This is a genomic window from Flavobacterium sp. Sd200 (assembly GCF_009826935.1).
Lineage (GTDB): Bacteria > Bacteroidota > Bacteroidia > Flavobacteriales > Flavobacteriaceae > Flavobacterium.
Window position 1 is genome coordinate 101,172 of the sequence record NZ_WUMN01000007.1, and the last position, 18,246, is coordinate 119,417.

The window sequence follows — 18,246 nt, forward strand, 5'->3', positions numbered from 1 at the left end:
ACCACAAGGCGCACAAGGTTTTTCACTATGAACACACAGTTGTGAATAATGTACACAGCGGACAACAAGTTGCCTTACAAAGTTCACAAGGCTTTATGCATATTTCTGGCAGGCTTAGCCTTGTGAACCTAAAAGCGAAGCGTAATTCCCCGTGATCTTTGTGAAAAACCTTGTGCGCCTTGCGGTAAAAATAGCGTAACCAATATTCCATTTTGAATTAACAGCTCAATGTCATTTCACCTTCAGAGTCCCGGGATTTAAAAACTCGCAATGACGACACGTGAAAACAAGCGTGTTGTAAAATCATCCATTAATACTGTTAGTATTATATAAAACCAATTTTGTTTTCTATTTTTGGGAAATGAAAACCCTAACCCGCAACATATTCCTCTTTATTGCGTTGCTTGCCCTCACTTCGGCAGGGGTACACAAATTCTACGTGGCGGTTTTCCAAATAGAGTATGCTCCGGCAAAAAAACAGTTGCAAATAACATCGCGCGTTTTTATAGACGACCTTGATGCTGCGCTCTCTAAAAAATACGGCAAAAAATTATACCTGTGCACCACTAAAGAAATACCCGAAACTACAGAATACCTGAAAAAATACTTTGCCGAAAAAATGCACTTAAAGGTAAACGGTAAAGCTTTTGCATTAACCTACAAAATGCGCGAAACGGAAGACGACGTACTACTGTGCTATTTTACCGTTTCGGCACCCGAAAGCATAAAATCGTTACAGGTAGATAACACATTTTTGTTTGAAGCCCACAGCGAACAGCAAAATATAATTCACACCCAGGTAAACGGCACTAAAAAAAGCCTGCTGCTTACAGTAGATACCCCTACGGGAACTTTAGATTTTTAAGCGTATGAAAAAGTTACTCTGCACACTATCGGTCATAGCAATTGCATTTCAGGGCATAGCACAAACAACGCCCACAACCCCTGCTGCAAAACGCGAACCCGGCCATAAAGATAACAACCCTTTTAGCCAGATGTACGATTTGTTGGCTACGCCAAATATGTTCCGCACGGCATCGGGGGCACCCGGACCTGCTTACTACCAACAACAGGCCGACTATAAAATTGATGTTGAGATAGACGATAAGAATACCAAACTTTATGGTACAGAAACCATTACTTACCACAACAACGCGCCCGAAAGCCTTGATTACCTATGGGTACAGTTAGACCAAAACCAGCATGCTGCCGATTCTAAATCGAAATTGGTAGAGAGCCAGAAAATGGATGCTGCCTACAAGGCAGAAGGTTTTGCACGCCGCTACATGGAGCAGGAGTTTGATGGTGGTTTTAAACTGGAATATGTAAAAGATGCTTCTGGCAAGGCTATGAACTACACTGTTAACCAAACCATGATGCGTATTGATTTGCCTAAGCCGCTAAAGCATGGAGAAAAAATAGTGTTCTCAATAAAGTGGTGGTATAATATTAACAATTACCAGGTTATAGGTGGCAGGTCTGGCTATGAACATTTTGATAAAGACAATAACAACCTGTATGTAATAGCACAGTTTTATCCGCGCATGGCAGTATATAACGATGTGGAGGGGTGGCAGAACATGCAGTTTTGGGGCGCGGGAGAGTTCGCGCTGCCATTTGGCAATTTTGAGGTGAACATTACCGTACCTGCTGACCACATTATGGAAGCCACCGGCGACCTGCTTAACCGCAAAGAAGTGTTTACGGCTGAACAGCTAAAACGCTATGAGCAGGCTACTAAAACTTTTGATAAACCTGTAGTGGTGGTAACTCAGCAGGAGGCTGAAGCTGCTGAAAAAGCATTTTCGGACAAAAAGAAAACGTGGAAGTTTAAGGCAACAAACGTTAGGGACTTTGGTTTCTCGACATCGCGTAAGTTTATTTATGATGCCATGGCGGTGCAGCTTGCTACAAAAACGGCTATGGCTATTTCGCTGTATCCTAAAGAGAGCAATCCGCTGTGGGGTGATAACTCAACCAAAATTGTGGCGCATACGCTAAAAACCTATTCAAAATATACGTTCGATTATCCATATCCTAAAGCGGTATCAGTCTCTGCAGCAGATCAGGGCATGGAATATCCTATGATATGCTGGAACTATGGTCGCCCTGACGAGAATGGTTTTGTAAGCGATCAAATTAAGTATGGCATGACCAGTGTAATTATTCATGAGGTGGGGCATATATTCTTCCCGATGATAGTAAACTCTGACGAAAGGCAATGGACCTGGATGGATGAGGGACTTAATACCTTTTTAGAATATTTAACCGAACAGGAATATGAGCCTAACTATCCGTCGCGCCGTGGGCCTGCCGCCAAGATAGTGCCTTACATGAGCGGCGACCAGAAGTTTTTAGAGCCGATAATGACCAACTCAGAATCTATACATCAGTTTGGGGCGAATGCTTATGGCAAGCCGGCAACGGGTTTGAATATTTTACGGGAAATTATTATGGGGCATGAGCTTTTTGACCATGCGTTTAAAACATACTCCAACCGCTGGATGTTTAAACACCCAACGCCCGATGATTTTTTTCGAACTATGGAGGATGCCAGTGCGGTAGACCTGGACTGGTTTTGGCGTGGATGGTTTTTCAGCACCGATTATGTAGATATTGGTATAGCGGATGTGAAGCAATATTATGTTACCGAAACGCAGCCAAAAGATGCAAAAGATGTTTATATTCGCAGGGGGCGTTTTGGCGAAGAGAAAGGTCCGTTCGTATATATGGTTAGCGAAGGTCCAGATTTTAATACGGCCCTTAAAAAACCTTTGGCAGTAAATAACGTCAAGTTGCTTAACGATTATGTAAATGAGAAATTTACAGCAGAAGAACGTGCTAAACTTAAACAGCCAAAGTATTTTTATGAGGTAACTTTTGATAAACCGGGCGATATGCTGATGCCAATTATTGCCGAACTTACCTTTGAAGACGGCACTACCCAAACCTATACCTTTCCGGTACAGATATGGAGAAAAAATAACCAAACAGCCAGCCGTGTGTTTGCAACAGAAAAGCCGGTTAGAAAAATAACGGTAGATCCTAAGCTGCAAACTGCTGATATAGATGTTAGTAACAATACATGGCCTAAAGAGACTGTAAAAAGCAAGTTTGACTAAGATTTTAAGAAATAATCATATAAATTTTAGCTAATTTTAATGATAAGGGTAAGGTTTTTTAGGGCTTAATTGCTATTTTTGAGGAAATTAATTAAAAATAGCTTATGAAAACAAAATTACTTTTTTCTTTTTTAGTTGCCTCAGCCGCTGTTGTGGCTCAGGAAATACCGGGGTTTTATACTCCGCTGGCTCCCGCAACGCATTATGATGTTGTAATGTCTACTACAGATATTAACCAAACCCCTGCTGGGCCTGACCTAACATGGGATTTCAATTCGTTGGTTTCTATCGGTACATCGGTTACGGAAACACTGCCGGATATCTCTGCCGAATTTCCTAATACTACTGCTGTAGTACGCACTACAAGCACTTTAGAAGGACAGGACACAGTTAACGATATTTATTTGGCACTTCCTTCAACAGGGGCATCTATTACAGGTGTAACATTTTTTGATGTGGTTTTAAGCTACAGCACCAATAATGGTTTTATAGGCCAGTTTCCTTTAAGCTATGGCTATAATAACGAAGATCCTGTTGCAGGAACTTTTACAGGTATGGGAGCCACCGGAACATTTACAGGAACTGCTACAGTAGCGGTAGATGCCTACGGTACTTTTTCGGCAAATATTGGCGGCATTCCTGCTAATACACCTGTTACACGTTTAAAAATAACACAAAGCCTTACTTTTACTGCAAGCCCTATACCAATATCTTTAGGAACTGCCAGCCAAACCATTTACCTTTATTACAGCAGCCAGTCGACTACTGATCCTGTTTTCAGGAGTACGACCACTACGCTTAACCTGCCGCTTGCAGGCATAGATGAAACCACATCTACCTACGAAATTTATTCGGCAACTATGGGTACGGATAAGTTTTCTGCTGCCAAAGTATCAATTGCACCAAACCCTGTGGCTGATGTGCTTCATTTTTCGGGCGATGCTGCAGTTAAAGGTGTAACCATAACCGATTTTTCAGGCAGGACGGTATTACGATCTGCATCGGCAAGCGATATTCAGGTAAGCCATCTGAGTGTGGGTATATATAATGTTGCTGTACAGACAGAGTATGGAGTAAGTGTACAGAAGATGATCAAGAGGTAGAAATAGCATTCAACATTACGTAAACGCGGCAATATTTTTTAAATAAAAAGGATATTGCCGCGTTTAGTATTTTAATATCTTTATATCAAATTATCAGGCTATGGATATTGAAGTGTCAAAATTAGAATTAATAGAAATGCTCATACACACATCTAAAGAGAGTGTTTTAAGCAGGGTGCGTGCCATTCTTGAAGAAGAACAGCAACAATTCACAGGTGATGAGTCTTTTTATGCAATGCTTGATGAGCGGAGAGAAAGGCACGAAAAGGGAGAAAGCAAATCTTTTACATGGGAAGAAATAAAAAAAGATCTATTAGGTGAAAAAAAAGGGCTACACTCTTGAAATCAAAGAAGAAGCTCGTTTAGACATCTTCGAATCATATTACTATTATTCAGAACTCAATAAAGATCTTGGAATAAGATTCTTAAAATATATAGAGTCAACTATTACAGATATTACTGTTAATCCAGAGCACTATCAAATTAAAAGATCTCCGTATAGAGAAGCAATTGTTTCTAAATTCCCTTTTGTTGTGGTATATCAGTTTACAGGGAATGCAATAATAGTTTTTTCAGTATTCAATACATGGCGCAATCCATCGAAGAAGCCGCTTTAGCAGTCGTCCTAAAGTTAAATAACCCGGAATTTAGCCAAATCAACATCCATAACCTCTATCAAAACGTAATTATAATTACATTTGTATTTTAAAAGTTTACAGCTATGTTTGGAATAGGAGGCGGAGAGTTTTTTCTGATTATACTTGTGGTACTGATGCTTTTTGGATCGGATAAAATACCTGAAATAGCCCGCGGCCTTGCAAAAGGCATGCAACAGCTAAAGAACGCTACTAACGAAATTAAAAGCGAAATACATAACAGTGCCGACTTAGACGGACTGAAAAAAACCTTTACAGAAATTGGCAATGAGGGTCCTCAAAATGATATCCGCGCCGAGATAGATAAAGTAAAGGAAGATATAGAAGATATGTCCGGACCCATAAAACGCATAAGATAGCATGCTCGAAAAACTGCAGCAATTAGATACTGATATTTTTGTTTACTTCAACAGCCTTGGCTCCCAAACATTCGACCCGTTTTGGGAAATGATTACAAGGTTTTATTACTGGATACCTGTTTTTGCCGTTGTGGTTTATTATGCCTTTAAAAAGTTAGGCAAAAAACATGCTTTTTTAGTATTGGGCATGGTTGCCCTTGTAATTTTATTTACAGACCAAACTACTAATCTTATCAAATTTCTTGTAAAGCGCCCCCGCCCGTGCAATAACCCCGAAATTGCCGATGTAATAAGGGCAGTGCAAAGACGTATTTCATTCAGTTTTGTATCGGGGCATGCTTCAAACTCTATGGCGGTTACTTTTTTGGCTTACAACATACTTAAGCCATATGTAAAGTATATAGGTTTGTTTTTTTTATGGCCTTTTATATTTGGCTACAGCCGTATTTATCTTGGGCTGCACTATCCTGGCGATATCCTTTGCGGATATTTATATGGCCTTTTAACCGGATGGGTTATATTTTTGCTTTACAAATACCTGCGTGACCGATATAACTTTCTGCAACAATAAATTTATAGTACTCTGCTGACTGTAAGCCCGTCTCTAATGGGTAACAATACAGTTTCTACGCGTGGGTCTTCCTTAAGCAGTTTGTTGTATTCAAGCAAAATTTTGGTGCTGCGGTCGTTTGGTTTTACGGGCTCTAAGATCTTACCACTCCATAAAACATTATCGCTTAATATAATTCCGCCTTTATTCATTAGCGGCACAATTATATTAAAGTAGTTAATATAGTTTTCCTTATCGGCGTCAATAAAAACAAGGTCAAATTTTTTGTTCAGTGCAGGTATAATGTCAATGGCATTTCCAAGGTGCTGGGTTATTTGCCCACTCCATTGCGAAAGGTGAAAATACTTCTTCTGAAAATCATACAGTTCCTCATTATTGTCGATGGTGTCAAGAGTTCCGCCTGCCTGTAAACCTTCGGCAAGACAAAGGGTGGCATAGCCTGTAAAAGTGCCAATTTCGAGTATGTGATTTGGATTAACAAGCTTGGCTATCATGCTAAGCACCCTGCCCTGAAAATGTCCGCTAAGCATGCGCGGCTGCAATATTTTTTGGTGGGTTTCACGATTTAGTGCAGCAAGCAGCGCAGGTTCGTTCTCACTGTGGTTAGCGGCATAATCTTCAAGCTCTTCCGATATAAAATGCATAAACTATATTTTAGGCAAAGGTAAACAAACCTTTTTTATAGGTAAAAAGCTTAATATTAAAATAACCAATGTGTTATAGTGTAATTAAAAAAATTACTTTTACAAAACCTAAACTTTATACAATGAAATTGAAAATTACGCTACTGCTGCTTGCCTGTTTTTATTCGGGTTTTGCACAGGTAACCAATCAGGGTAAACCTCTGAGCTGGAAGATTGAAAATCTTGAAACAGTAAAGCCTATTACAATGCCTGCTTTTGATCTTGCAGCACTACAGGCTGAAGACAAAGCCAACGAAAACCGCAAAGACATACCGTGGCGTTTTGGCTACGAGTTTTTTGTAGACCATAATCTTACCAATAGCGGCAAATGGCACACGTTGCCAAGCGGAGACAGGATATGGAGAATACGCTATAAATCAGAAGGGGCTAAAACTCTAAACTTTTTATTCAGCGATTATTACATGCCAGCCGGTGCAAAAGTATATTTATACAACAATGCCCATACTGACCTGCTTGGAGCTTATGATGCCCGCCAAAACAACGAGCAAAGGGTTTTGGGTACCTGGCTTGTAAAAGGCCAGGATATATGGATAGAGTATTTTGAACCTGCTGCTGTGGCAGGACAGGGTAAACTTGAAATATTTAAAGTTGTACATGGCTACCGCACCCAGGACGAAGGGCTTACAAAAGCACCGGACGACGACCTGAATGGCAGTGGTGATTGTAACGTAGACGTGGATTGTTTTATAGATGATATAGAGCAGTTTAAGGAAATTAATAAAAAAGCGGTTGGGCTAATTATTACCAACAATTCAAGCTTTTGCAGCGGAGGCCTAGTAAACAATACAGCCAACGACGGAACACCTTATTTTTTAACCGCAAACCATTGCTACAGCGATCCTGCCCAATGGGCATTTAGGTTTAACTGGATAAGTCCTAACCCGGTTTGTGCAGGTACACAGGACAGTACTACTAATGCACCTGATTATTATCAAACGCTTAGTGGTGCTACATTGCGCGCAAGGCGTACCGAAAGTGATTTCTGCCTAGTGGAAATAACTGCCGACATTCCTTCGGAGTGGGATTTGATATTTGCAGGATGGGACAGGAGCAGCACCGCACCTGAGTCGGTTTTTGGGATACACCACCCGGCCGGAGATATCATGAAGGCCTGCCGTGATTATGGTCCACTTACAACCGAAGAAAATATGTGGCGTATAGAAGACTGGGATATAGGGGTTACTGAAGGAGGTTCGTCAGGCTCTCCGATATATGATAATTTTGGCTATCTGCGTGGGCAACTATATGGAGGTAATTCGGCCTGTACAGGCACTACAGATAACGGACAATATGATGTTTATGGGCGTTTTGATGTATCATGGAGTGCAGGTACAACGGCGGCTACAAGGCTTAGCGACTGGCTTGATCCATTGAACACCGGTGCTATGACACTTGAATATTACCCTCCTGTAGAGGTTTATGCACTCGATGCTAGGGCGGTTATAAGCACATTGGGGCAGGATGTTTGCGGCCATACTGTAGCACCGGTTTTACGTTTGAATAACAGGGGTACAAACACACTTACAACAGCAACGCTGAGCTATGTGCTTAACAACGCTGAGCCTGTTGTAATTGACTGGGCGGGTAATCTTGCTACTAATGAATATGAAGACATACAGCTTGATGTGCTGGAAGGCATAACGGGACAAAACAACTTTACCTTTACAGTAACCAACCCAAACAACGGTACGGATGATTTTGAGAACAATAATACAGCAACAAAGGATTTCGAAGTAGAGGAGGTTCCGGTTTATACTGTAGGCAATGTGGTGTTCGATTTTGTTTCGGATGATTATCCTTACGAAACATCATGGCAAATAACTGATGAGGCAGGCACAGTATTGTATGATCAGGATATTTACTGGTCTTTTAACCCGGTAACCGATAACCAAACCTTTGAGCTTACAGCAGGATGCTATATCTTTACTATGAACGATGATGCAGGAGACGGTATTTGCTGCGAATATGGTGAAGGAAATTTTAGCCTTATAACCGAGGCCGGAGATGTGATTTTTGAAGGTGGCGAATTTGGGTCATCTGTAACGGTAAAGTTTAAGCTTGAAGAAACCGCAGCGGTAAAAAACAGTGCTTTTAAAAATGCTGTAAAAATATACCCTAACCCATCTGCAGGTATATATAACATAACAGTAGCTGGGGCATATCAAAATCTGGACTATCAGATGTACAATGTTATGGGGCAAAAAATAAACAGTGGAAAAATGACCAATGGCAGCACCATAAACATAAGCAATGCCGCTAATGGAGTATATATGCTTAAGGTGACAGAACAATCAACAGGAAAAGAAGCTACATTTAAATTAGTTAAGGAATAATAAGGTTTTTATAATTCCCCAAGGCCCTGCAGTATTTTACTGTGGGGCTTTTTTTGTTTTTTATGACTATCACAAACACAAATAACTGAATTAATGAATAGCCAAATCAATATATTACTAAAAGCATAATTGGTTATTATACTTATTTTCACGCTAAGTCGCAGAGGTGCAAAGCGAGAAACTTATTAAGGCAATCCAAGCGACTGTAAGTCGCAAAACTTTGCGCCTTACAGTCGCTCAAAAGCAGTAGTAATCAGTATGCAGCTTTGCGCCTCTGCGACTTTGCGTGAAAAAGCACTCAGGCTAAATTATATTGATATTGGTATAACTATCACAAACACAAATAGCCAAATCAACATATTATCAAATTAGCAAATAGTTACTACCTTTGCAGCATGCAAACGGAGAAGAAAGATATAAGGGCGCTAACAAAAGAGCAGCTTCGCGATTTTTTTGTGGCACATGGCGATAAAGCGTTTAGAGGCAATCAGGTATATGAATGGCTGTGGAACAAACGCGTGCATACTTTTGATGATATGACAAGTATTGGCAAAACCACCCGCCAAATGCTACAGGACAATTTTGTAATAAACCACATTCATGTAGACCAAATGCAGCAAAGCAGTGACGGCACCGTAAAGAATGCCGTGCGTTTGCATGATGGCCTTGTGGTAGAAAGTGTGCTTATTCCTACCGAAACTCGTACTACTGCCTGCGTGAGCAGCCAGGTGGGTTGCAGTCTTGACTGTAATTTTTGCGCTACGGCAAGGCTAAAACGGATGCGTAACCTTAATCCGGATGAAATTTACGACCAGGTGGCAGCCATAGACAGCGAGAGCCGTTTATACCATAACCGTCCGCTTAGCAATATTGTGTTTATGGGCATGGGCGAACCGCTCATGAACTATAATAATGTAATCAAGGCTATAGAAAAGATAACATCGCCGGAAGGGTTGGGCATGAGCCCTAAAAGGATTACCGTATCTACGTCGGGTTTGCCCAAAATGATAAAAAAACTGGCCGATGATGAGGTTAAGTTTAAACTGGCAGTATCATTGCATTCGGCGATAGATGAGGTAAGGTCTAAAATTATGCCGTTCAGTACCAACTTTCCGCTTGCCGATCTTAAAGAGTCTTTACAATATTGGTATGCCAAGACCAAAAGCCGCATAACCTATGAATATGTGGTTTGGAAAGGAATTAATGACCGTAAAGAAGATATAGATGCCCTGGTGCGCTTTTGCAAATACGCGCCATGCAAAGTAAACCTTATAGAATATAACCCAATAGACGATGGCGAGTTTCAACAGGCCGATGAAGCCACAATAAACGCCTACATTAAAGCTCTTGAGCGTGCCGATATTGTGGTTAAAGTGCGTCGCAGCCGTGGTAAAGATATAGATGCGGCCTGTGGGCAGCTGGCTAATAAGAACGAGGCAGTTAGTTAATTTAATTAAGAATTGCACTGCAAGGTATCCAACTTTTAACTTTACAGCCTTCAACTTTATTACATTCGGTGCTTTATAACTCTAAAGTGTTTTGCTATCTTTGATGCGCATGAAGATAGTTGAGCAAATAAAACAGCCCATAGCTGATGAAATGGAACTTTTTGAAAAAAAGTTTCGCGACTCGATGTCCAGCAAAGTGGCTCTGCTTAACCGTATAACGCATTATATTGTAAACCGCAAGGGCAAACAAATGCGACCTATGTTCGTTTTTCTTACTGCAAAAATGGTAAGCAACGGCACAGTAAACGAACGTACCTACCGTGGCGCAGCCGTAATAGAACTTATACATACTGCTACCCTTGTGCACGACGATGTGGTAGATGACAGCAACCGCCGCCGCGGATTTTTCTCCGTAAATGCATTGTGGAAAAACAAAATAGCCGTACTGGTGGGTGACTTCCTACTCTCTAAAGGCTTACTACTTTCTATAGATAATGGTGATTTTGACCTGCTTCGCATAATATCTGTGGCCGTGCGCGAAATGAGCGAGGGCGAGCTCCTTCAAATAGAAAAAGCCCGCAGGCTTGATATTACCGAAGATGTGTATTATGAAATTATCCGTCAAAAAACGGCTACGCTTATTGCCGCCTGCTGTTCGCTTGGCGCGTGTTCTGTAAATCCCGAGGGGGATGATACAGAAAAGATGCGCAAGTTTGGCGAGCTTATAGGCATGGCTTTCCAAATAAAAGACGACCTTTTTGATTATACTGAAGATGCCATTGGCAAGCCCACAGGTATAGATATTAAAGAACAAAAAATGACATTGCCTTTAATATATACCCTTAACAACTGTTCTAAAGACGAAAAAAAATGGGTGATCAATTCGGTTAAGAACCACAATAAAGATAAAAAGCGCGTAAAACAGGTAATAGACTTTGTGAAGCAAAAAGGGGGCCTTACTTATGCCGAACAACGCATGGGCAGCTTTAGGCAGGAGGCCTTGCAAATACTGGAAACCTATCCGGCATCTGCTTACAAAGAAGCGCTACAACTTATGGTTAATTATGTAATTGAGAGAAAGATATAATTAGTAGGTTTCAGCGTAAAAAGTTATTACTTTGAACTCTTCTCTATGGCATCTGCAAGTTCGCCCAAGTCTTTAGGTTTTATCTCGTAAGTCATGGTCGTATAATTTTTATAAATCACATCTCCGGTTCTGCCATTAGTTACTGTTATCATCTTTTGACTGTTAACCCTTGTATAAAATAAGTAATAAAAATCCTCATTACCACCTTCTAAAATCTTTTTGTTTAAAGCTTCATCACTTATCCACTCATATCTATAAGGATATTTTTTTAAAAGCTTGTCAGGATTACCGCTTTTATTACGTAAACTACCAATAAGTGATGCTGTATTTAGATAATCAGATATGTACAGCGTTTTAGTTGCTAGTTCTTTCAGCTTATTTTTGTTGTAATCACTATCATAAGCCCAAGAAGTGCCATTATTTAAAAGAAGGTTATTTATGTATTGCAAATAATTTTTAAAATACCCTAATTTATAATTAAAAAAATCTTCACGTAGGTTGCCAATTTTTTTATTTTTATAAATTCTCCACATAGTTTCGCCACTGCTCCCCATATAGACTGATGCAACTTCGTTATGTTTGTAAGACAATTCCCCTTCATTTTCTTTTATACCGTCAGGATAAAAATAATTAAAATATACGTAAGTGCTGCCCGACGTACTTCCAACTCCGGTACTGGATGGTTTCATAGTCATAATCATAGTCATTTTGGCTATTGCATTACCCTCTGTATAGTACAATTGTTCATTTTTTTTAAGCTCTTCATTAGTTATTACTTTATATGGGTTTACCGTCCATACCTCCTTAAGAACAGATTCAAGTTCTTCTATAGTAAAGCCTTCATTTACAAAAAAACTGGTCTTACTCTTTATAATATCTATCTGTCCCTCTCTAAAATCTTCCTGACGCCCCGTTCTACTGCGCCCTACAGATATTTGTGCCATTGATAAGTTAGAGATGGAACTTGCTGCTGATAGCAATAAAAGAAGAAGTGTTCTTTTCATATTTAAATAGTGGTGTTAGTTATTTTGCCCAAAAATAATATTTTTCACCTATAATTAACTTTTACTTAATAGGTTTAAAAAATATTTAAGGTTTAATGTTCTTGTGCATAGGTTGTTAAGGGAAAATAAAAAAAATATTTTATCTTTCATGCAACCTTTTTACAACCCTTGTCGTCTATGATAATAGAGGTCGGGTTAATAATAAACAAACGGCCATCAACAAACCAACAATACAAGTTTTGAAAGTAATTAACTTACATCAGGATGAGAAAGACCTTATAAAGCTCGCTGCCGAGAACAACCGGCATGCGCAGCAAAAGATCTACTCTAAGCATGCTCCAAAAATGCTGGGCATTTGCAGGCAGTATATAAAAGACCTGCACCTGGCCGAAGATGTAATGATAACCGCTTTTATGAAAGTATTTACAAACCTTAAAAATTTTGAACACAAAGGCAGTTTTGAAGGATGGATAAGGCGGATAATGGTAAACGAATGCATATCGTACATCAGAGTCCAGAAAAAAGTGGGATATATAGAAGATGAATTTTTTGTAGAGGATACGTTTAATAATATAGAAAGCCATTTTAGTGTTGAAGATATTCAGAACCTGATAGACAGCCTGCCCGACGGATATAAAATGGTTTTTAACCTGTATGTTGTAGAGGGCTATAAGCATCAGGAAATAGCAAAAATGCTGGGGATTAATGAAGGAACAAGCAAATCGCAACTGAGCCACGCCCGCAAAATGCTTCAGGAGCAAATTAACAAACAAAAGAATTACGTAAATGGAACCGAATAAATTTGAACAGGATATTAAAATAAAGATGGAGCAGCGCACCATTGAGCCAAGCGGCATGGCTTGGGACAGGTTGGATGCAATGTTGTCGGTTACAGAAGAGAAAAAGAAAAAACCTAACCGCACCTGGATGTATATGGCAGCCTGCTTTTTAGCCCTGCTGTTGGTTGGTGTACTGTTCCTGGATCAGCAAAAAGAAACCACTACTAACACAAACAACAGCGTGGTTACCACTACAACACAACCACAAGTTATAGATCAGGAAGAAACCACCCCGGCAGTAGTTGTTCCTCAGACAATTAAACAGCAAGAAGCCGTTGCCGTTACTGCTGATACTCCTGAAAGAGTAGCTAATAAAAAGACTAACAATACAATAGCTCAAAAAACGATTGTTAAACAGCAAAAAAATGCTCCGGCAAATACAGCAGTTGCTGCTGTAAATCATACTGTGCCGGCAAATCAGGAAATAATAGTTAATACCACTGAGTCCGAAACAACAGTTCCAAAAGTGACACCTTCAAAAATAAGGGTAGACGCCAACAGCCTGTTAGCATCGGTAGATGCGAGATCGTCTGATAAACCTGCATCGGGCAACCCTGTAGTAATTAACCCAAAGGTGCAGCAGCCATCGGTTAAGGTAAATGCCAATTCGCTGCTTTCATCGGTAGAGGGAGAGCTCGACGAAAGTTTCAGGAGCAAAGTATTAAATACAGTATCTAAAAGTTACAATAAAGTAAAAACATCGGTGGCTACCCGAAACCACCAGTAAACAATCATCAATCATAATAAAATTTACGAACATGAAAACTATTGCTTTTTATGTAGTGGCACTGCTATGCCTGTGCGCTACCAACGCTTTTGCCCAGCAAACCTTTAGCCAGCGCGCTAATGCTATAGGCGACAAAATAGAACTTATTACAAAACAGCAAAAAGACTCGCTTAAAACAGAGGTAGAGGCTGTAAATGTACAGTTAGAAAAAAATGAGATTACAGCTGCCCAAGCCGAGGCTAAAAAACAGGAGCTTGCCCAAAAACGCGCTGCTAATATTGAACGCCTTGTGGCTGCAGAAGAACAAAAACTGTCTGACCTGGTTAAAGATAAGGTTGATGGTAAAATAGAAGAAACCAAAATTAAAAGGCTTAGTCTTACTTATGATGACGATTTTCATAAGGTAAAAGATTCTATTAGAAAACGTATCAGCTATAAAAGAACAACATCGCAATTGGTGTTTGCCATGGGAGTAAACAGGCTTATGAATGATGGTAAGGCCGATGACCGTTATAAATGGAGGAGCGATTTTTATGAATGGGGGCTTAGCTGGAACACAAGATTACTAAAAAGCAATAACCTGCTGCATGCAAAATATGGCCTTTCGTTGCAATACAACAACCTGCGTCCTGAGAACGATAAAATATTTGTTAGAGACGGTAACAAAACCATACTTGCCGATGCCGGACGCCATATAGATGTTGCCCGCCTGCGCTATGTAAACCTTGTGGTGCCTGCACACTTAGAGTTCGACTTTACCAAAAAGAGAACTGATGAAGATAAAGTTACATTCCCTACGCACAAAAGCATCCGTGTTGGCCTTGGCGGTTATGCAGGTGTTAACCTAAAGGAGAAGCAGATACTTAAATTTAAAAATGATGAGGGTAACGATGTTAAGCAAAAAACTAAAGGCGGCTATAATGTAAACGACTTTGTATATGGTGTGAGTGCCTATGTGGGCTATCGTGAATTTAGCCTGTATGCAAAGTATGATTTGCAGTCTGTTTTTGCAAATAACGAAATAGATCAGAATAATTTATCTCTTGGCATACGTTTTGATTTCAATTAATAGTTAAAGGTTAGTTTTGTACTTTTTTAGAAGGTGCTGTCCAAAGTGAGCGGATAGCACCTTCTTTTGTTTTTATTAAATGTTGACCGTTTTTTAATATTCGCTTATCAGCCATGAGGCTTTTAGTTTTGTAATTTTGCAGGCTAACTACACACATAACAACACACAATGCCTCACGACCACTCACATAGCCACTCGCATGGCCATGACCACTCGCACAATATTTCGTCAAAAAATATAAAGGCAGCTTTTTTTCTTAACCTGGGGTTTACCATTTTAGAAATTATAGGCGGCTTTTATGTAAACAGTGTTTCTATATTGTCGGATGCATTGCACGATATGGGCGATAGCCTTTCGCTGGGTATATCGTGGTATTTGCATAACAAATCAAAAACCGGTGCCGACAGTAAGTTTACCTTTGGTTACAGTAGGTTCTCTTTGCTTGGGGCGCTCATAAACAGTGTGATATTGATAGTGGGCTCCTGCTTTGTAATTTATGAAGCCGTAAACCGTTTTATTCATCCTGAAGAAGCCGATGCGCAGGGCATGCTGTATTTTGCTATTTTGGGTATTGCCGTAAACGGCTATGCGGCCTTTAGGCTTAGCGGCGGCACATCGTTAAATGAGCGAGTGGTGAGTTGGCACCTTATAGAAGATGTTTTGGGTTGGGCTGCTGTACTCATAGCATCGATAGTAATGATGTTTACGCATGCCCCGTGGCTGGATCCTGCATTATCATTAGGTATTACGCTTTTTATTCTTTACAATGTAATTGGGAGGCTTAGAGAAACGCTTGTAATACTTTTACAGGGGTCTCCGGCAGATATTGATGCCAATGAGATAAAGCAAAAAATATTGCAGATAGAGCATGTTGCAGGCATGCACCATATAAATATCTGGTCTCTGGAAGGCGAACATCATGTTTACACAGCCCATATAACCACAAAAGGAGTAGATACTTTTGCCGAAATTATGCAGGTAAAGCGCGATGTGAAAGCAGTGCTTAAGCAATATCCGTTTAAATATTATACTGTGGAGGTGGAGCTTGAAGATGAAGCCTGCGAATTGTGGGATAGATCCAACCATCATGAGCATTAGTAAATGTCAGCTATTTTAAGGCCGGACAGAATTAACATCAAATCTTTGTAACTTTGTAAATCTTAATTTTGCAACTACCACTAAGATTTGATCTCTAAAAATACCATAGATACTGTTTTTGAAACCGCCCGTGTAGAGGAGGTAATCGGTGATTTTGTTGTACTCAAGAAATCGGGTACCAACTACAAAGGGCTAAGTCCGTTCAGTAACGAAAAATCGCCATCATTCATGGTGTCTCCGGTAAAGCAGATATGGAAAGATTTTAGTAGTGGCAAAGGAGGAAATTCGGTGGCTTTCCTTATGGAGCATGAACATTTTTCGTATCCGGAAGCCATAAGGTATCTTGCTAAAAAATATAATATTGAGATAGAGGAAACAGAGCAAACCGATGCCATGAAAGAACAGGCCAACGAAAAAGAAAGCATGTATCTGGTTAGCGAATTTGCGCAAAAGTACTTTCAGGACACGATGTTCAATACCGATGAGGGGCGGTCTGTGGGTTATTCTTATTTTAAAGAACGTGGCTTTACAGCCGAAACCATTAAAAAGTTTGGGTTGGGCTACTCGCCCGAAGAATGGGATGCCTTTACTAAAGAAGCCTTGGGCAAAGGATATAAGCTGGAATATTTAGATAAAACAGGACTAACTATTGCCCGCGAAGACGGTAGGCATATAGACCGTTTTAGGGGTAGGGTTATGTTTCCTATACAAAGTCTTGCAGGCCGGGTACTGGGCTATGGCGGACGTATTTTGACCAACGATAAAAAAGCGGCTAAATACCTCAATTCTCCCGAAAGCGATATTTACCACAAAAGCAAAGTGCTGTATGGCATTAACCACGCCAAGCAGGCTATAGCCAAGCAGGATAACTGTTATTTGGTTGAGGGTTATACCGATGTTATACAAATGCATCAGGCCGGTATAGAGAATGTGGTTTCGAGCTCGGGTACGGCATTGACCCCAGACCAGATTCGCCTTATCAACCGCCTTACTAAAAATATTACGGTGCTATTTGATGGCGATGCTGCCGGATTAAGAGCATCTATCCGTGGTATCGACCTAATATTGGAAGAAGGCATGAACGTAAAAGTATGCTCTTTTCCTGATGGCGATGACCCCGACAGTTTTGCACGCAAAACCCCACACGACCAGTTAGTGGAGTATCTTAGCACCAACGCTAAAGATTTTATACAGTTTAAGGCTTCGCTCCTTATGGAAGATGCTCAGAACGACCCTGTTAAAAAAGCAGGCTTAATAAGGGATATGGTGGGCAGTATTGCCAAAATACCGGATCGCATTCAGCGTGAGGTCTATATACAGGAGTGTGCCCGTATTATGGATATAAGCGAGCAGGTGCTTACCAGCACACTTGCACAGCTTGTTAGCAAAGAAATTGCCGATGCCGGAAAAAAAATAAAGGAGCAACAGCAACAACAGCCCATGAGCGTTGTGCCCGAAGATGAGCCTATATTTGATGACGAAGGCAATATTATAGAAATAGTACAGCCCAATCGGTTTAATATTATGGATGCGCTGGAGCGTCGCATTCTCGAAATACTCTTGCTGTATGGAAGTACAGAGCAGGACTTTGAAGATGTGTACATTAAGTTTGACGAGTTTGGTAAAGAATATGAACATACCGAACAAAAAAGCTATAAGGTATATGAGCGTATCTATTTAAACCTCCAGGAAGATGAGATACAGTTTACCAACCCGCTTTTCAGGGATCTTTACAAAGCCATTGTAGACCATTATCTGGCAAACGAAAGTTTTACTGCCGATGTATTTTTGAATAGCCTGCCGCCGGAACTGCAGGGAGTTGCAGCCGATATTTTTATGCAGGATGAGCGCTATCAGCTACATGAATGGGAAGAGAAACAGCAAATACCTGTGAAAAGCAAGCTAATGGCAGTTACAGCTTATACTAATGAGCATATTGCTGATTTGCGCTGGTTGCTTTTGGGCAGGCTTATACAGGACCTAAAAATGCAGGTAAGCCCCGATGCTGACAATATGGAAATACTGATGAATGTAAAAGACTACAATACGCTCATCAATTATCTTTCGCGCAAACTCAGCCGCATTCGCAGCAGTTATTATTAAAACATCCGGTGATATAAATCAAG

17 protein-coding genes are annotated in these 18,246 nt (G+C 40.3%); 15 read left to right on the forward strand and 2 right to left on the reverse strand.

The window, feature by feature from the left end; all coding sequences use genetic code 11:
- Positions 1-361: 361 nt before the first annotated feature.
- The 7 genes from GR160_RS16370 (at position 362) to GR160_RS16400 (ending at position 5,811) form a co-directional block, all read left to right on the forward strand.
- Positions 362-865: a DUF6702 family protein gene (locus tag GR160_RS16370; RefSeq protein WP_160750970.1), complete on the forward strand. Its 504-nt coding sequence runs from the start codon at positions 362-364 to the stop codon at positions 863-865.
- Positions 866-869: 4 nt separating this feature from the next.
- Entirely contained in the window at positions 870-3,122 is a 2,253-nt protein-coding gene (locus GR160_RS16375) for a M1 family metallopeptidase (protein WP_160750971.1), read from the forward strand.
- A 104-nt stretch (positions 3,123-3,226) separates the two neighbouring features.
- Entirely contained in the window at positions 3,227-4,225 is a 999-nt protein-coding gene (locus GR160_RS16380) for a T9SS type A sorting domain-containing protein (protein WP_160750972.1), read from the forward strand.
- 100 nt (positions 4,226-4,325) lie between these two features.
- Positions 4,326-4,568: a hypothetical protein gene (locus tag GR160_RS16385; RefSeq protein ID WP_160750973.1), complete on the forward strand. Its 243-nt coding sequence runs from the start codon at positions 4,326-4,328 to the stop codon at positions 4,566-4,568.
- Positions 4,543-4,842, forward strand: coding sequence for a type II toxin-antitoxin system RelE/ParE family toxin (locus GR160_RS16390; RefSeq protein WP_160750974.1), 300 nt, complete (start codon positions 4,543-4,545; stop codon positions 4,840-4,842). Before GR160_RS16385 ends, GR160_RS16390 begins: the two co-directional genes overlap by 26 nt.
- Before the next feature lie 104 nt (positions 4,843-4,946).
- Complete coding sequence (locus GR160_RS16395; protein ID WP_160750975.1) at positions 4,947-5,240, forward strand: twin-arginine translocase TatA/TatE family subunit; 294 nt, start codon at positions 4,947-4,949, stop codon at positions 5,238-5,240.
- Position 5,241: 1 nt separating this feature from the next.
- Complete coding sequence (locus tag GR160_RS16400; protein ID WP_160750976.1) at positions 5,242-5,811, forward strand: phosphatase PAP2 family protein; 570 nt, start codon at positions 5,242-5,244, stop codon at positions 5,809-5,811.
- A gap of 2 nt (positions 5,812-5,813) precedes the next feature.
- On the opposite strand, the gene GR160_RS16405 is transcribed toward GR160_RS16400, so the two are convergent.
- On the reverse strand, positions 5,814-6,455 hold the full coding sequence (locus tag GR160_RS16405; protein WP_160750977.1) for an O-methyltransferase: 642 nt from the start codon (positions 6,453-6,455) through the stop codon (positions 5,814-5,816).
- 122 nt (positions 6,456-6,577) lie between these two features.
- Between GR160_RS16405 and GR160_RS16410 the strand changes: the two genes are divergently transcribed.
- From GR160_RS16410 to GR160_RS16420, 3 genes are all read left to right on the forward strand, one after another.
- Entirely contained in the window at positions 6,578-8,848 is a 2,271-nt protein-coding gene (locus tag GR160_RS16410; protein WP_160750978.1) for a T9SS type A sorting domain-containing protein, read from the forward strand.
- A 395-nt stretch (positions 8,849-9,243) separates the two neighbouring features.
- Positions 9,244-10,296 carry a 23S rRNA (adenine(2503)-C(2))-methyltransferase RlmN gene (rlmN, locus tag GR160_RS16415; protein ID WP_160750979.1) on the forward strand — a complete coding sequence of 351 codons (1,053 nt, stop codon included), beginning with the start codon at positions 9,244-9,246 and terminating at the stop codon, positions 10,294-10,296.
- A 109-nt stretch (positions 10,297-10,405) separates the two neighbouring features.
- Complete coding sequence (locus tag GR160_RS16420) at positions 10,406-11,383, forward strand: polyprenyl synthetase family protein (RefSeq protein WP_160750980.1); 978 nt, start codon at positions 10,406-10,408, stop codon at positions 11,381-11,383.
- A 26-nt stretch (positions 11,384-11,409) separates the two neighbouring features.
- On the opposite strand, the gene GR160_RS16425 is transcribed toward GR160_RS16420, so the two are convergent.
- Positions 11,410-12,387 carry a hypothetical protein gene (locus tag GR160_RS16425; protein ID WP_160750981.1) on the reverse strand — a complete coding sequence of 326 codons (978 nt, stop codon included), beginning with the start codon at positions 12,385-12,387 and terminating at the stop codon, positions 11,410-11,412.
- Between the two features lie 239 nt (positions 12,388-12,626).
- Between GR160_RS16425 and GR160_RS16430 the strand changes: the two genes are divergently transcribed.
- The 5 genes from GR160_RS16430 (at position 12,627) to dnaG (ending at position 18,223) form a co-directional block, all read left to right on the forward strand.
- Positions 12,627-13,187 carry an RNA polymerase sigma factor gene (locus tag GR160_RS16430; RefSeq protein ID WP_160750982.1) on the forward strand — a complete coding sequence of 187 codons (561 nt, stop codon included), beginning with the start codon at positions 12,627-12,629 and terminating at the stop codon, positions 13,185-13,187.
- Positions 13,174-13,953: a hypothetical protein gene (locus tag GR160_RS16435; protein WP_160750983.1), complete on the forward strand. Its 780-nt coding sequence runs from the start codon at positions 13,174-13,176 to the stop codon at positions 13,951-13,953. Before GR160_RS16430 ends, GR160_RS16435 begins: the two co-directional genes overlap by 14 nt.
- Positions 13,954-13,984: 31 nt before the next feature.
- On the forward strand, positions 13,985-15,022 hold the full coding sequence (locus GR160_RS16440; RefSeq protein WP_160750984.1) for a hypothetical protein: 1,038 nt from the start codon (positions 13,985-13,987) through the stop codon (positions 15,020-15,022).
- 168 nt (positions 15,023-15,190) lie between these two features.
- The gene (locus tag GR160_RS16445; RefSeq protein WP_160750985.1) at positions 15,191-16,120 is read left to right on the forward strand and encodes a cation diffusion facilitator family transporter; all 930 of its coding nucleotides are present in this window, start codon (positions 15,191-15,193) and stop codon (positions 16,118-16,120) included.
- A gap of 87 nt (positions 16,121-16,207) precedes the next feature.
- Positions 16,208-18,223, forward strand: coding sequence for a DNA primase (gene dnaG / locus GR160_RS16450; protein ID WP_160750986.1), 2,016 nt, complete (start codon positions 16,208-16,210; stop codon positions 18,221-18,223).
- Positions 18,224-18,246 lie beyond the last annotated feature (23 nt).

What these genes read in the sequence shown, in the direction of transcription:
- rlmN (WP_160750979.1), top strand. Translation starts at nt 9,244, where the DNA reads ATGCAAACGGAGAAGAAAGATATAAGGGCGCTAACAAAAGAGCAGCTT.
- GR160_RS16370 (WP_160750970.1), top strand. Translation starts at nt 362, where the DNA reads ATGAAAACCCTAACCCGCAACATATTCCTCTTTATTGCGTTGCTTGCC.
- GR160_RS16380 (WP_160750972.1), top strand. Translation starts at nt 3,227, where the DNA reads ATGAAAACAAAATTACTTTTTTCTTTTTTAGTTGCCTCAGCCGCTGTT.
- GR160_RS16435 (WP_160750983.1), top strand. Translation starts at nt 13,174, where the DNA reads ATGGAACCGAATAAATTTGAACAGGATATTAAAATAAAGATGGAGCAG.
- GR160_RS16395 (WP_160750975.1), top strand. Translation starts at nt 4,947, where the DNA reads ATGTTTGGAATAGGAGGCGGAGAGTTTTTTCTGATTATACTTGTGGTA.
- GR160_RS16425 (WP_160750981.1), bottom strand. Translation starts at nt 12,387, where the DNA reads ATGAAAAGAACACTTCTTCTTTTATTGCTATCAGCAGCAAGTTCCATC.
- GR160_RS16440 (WP_160750984.1), top strand. Translation starts at nt 13,985, where the DNA reads ATGAAAACTATTGCTTTTTATGTAGTGGCACTGCTATGCCTGTGCGCT.
- GR160_RS16445 (WP_160750985.1), top strand. Translation starts at nt 15,191, where the DNA reads ATGCCTCACGACCACTCACATAGCCACTCGCATGGCCATGACCACTCG.
- GR160_RS16420 (WP_160750980.1), top strand. Translation starts at nt 10,406, where the DNA reads ATGAAGATAGTTGAGCAAATAAAACAGCCCATAGCTGATGAAATGGAA.
- GR160_RS16375 (WP_160750971.1), top strand. Translation starts at nt 870, where the DNA reads ATGAAAAAGTTACTCTGCACACTATCGGTCATAGCAATTGCATTTCAG.
- GR160_RS16410 (WP_160750978.1), top strand. Translation starts at nt 6,578, where the DNA reads ATGAAATTGAAAATTACGCTACTGCTGCTTGCCTGTTTTTATTCGGGT.
- GR160_RS16400 (WP_160750976.1), top strand. Translation starts at nt 5,242, where the DNA reads ATGCTCGAAAAACTGCAGCAATTAGATACTGATATTTTTGTTTACTTC.
- GR160_RS16405 (WP_160750977.1), bottom strand. Translation starts at nt 6,455, where the DNA reads ATGCATTTTATATCGGAAGAGCTTGAAGATTATGCCGCTAACCACAGT.
- GR160_RS16385 (WP_160750973.1), top strand. Translation starts at nt 4,326, where the DNA reads ATGGATATTGAAGTGTCAAAATTAGAATTAATAGAAATGCTCATACAC.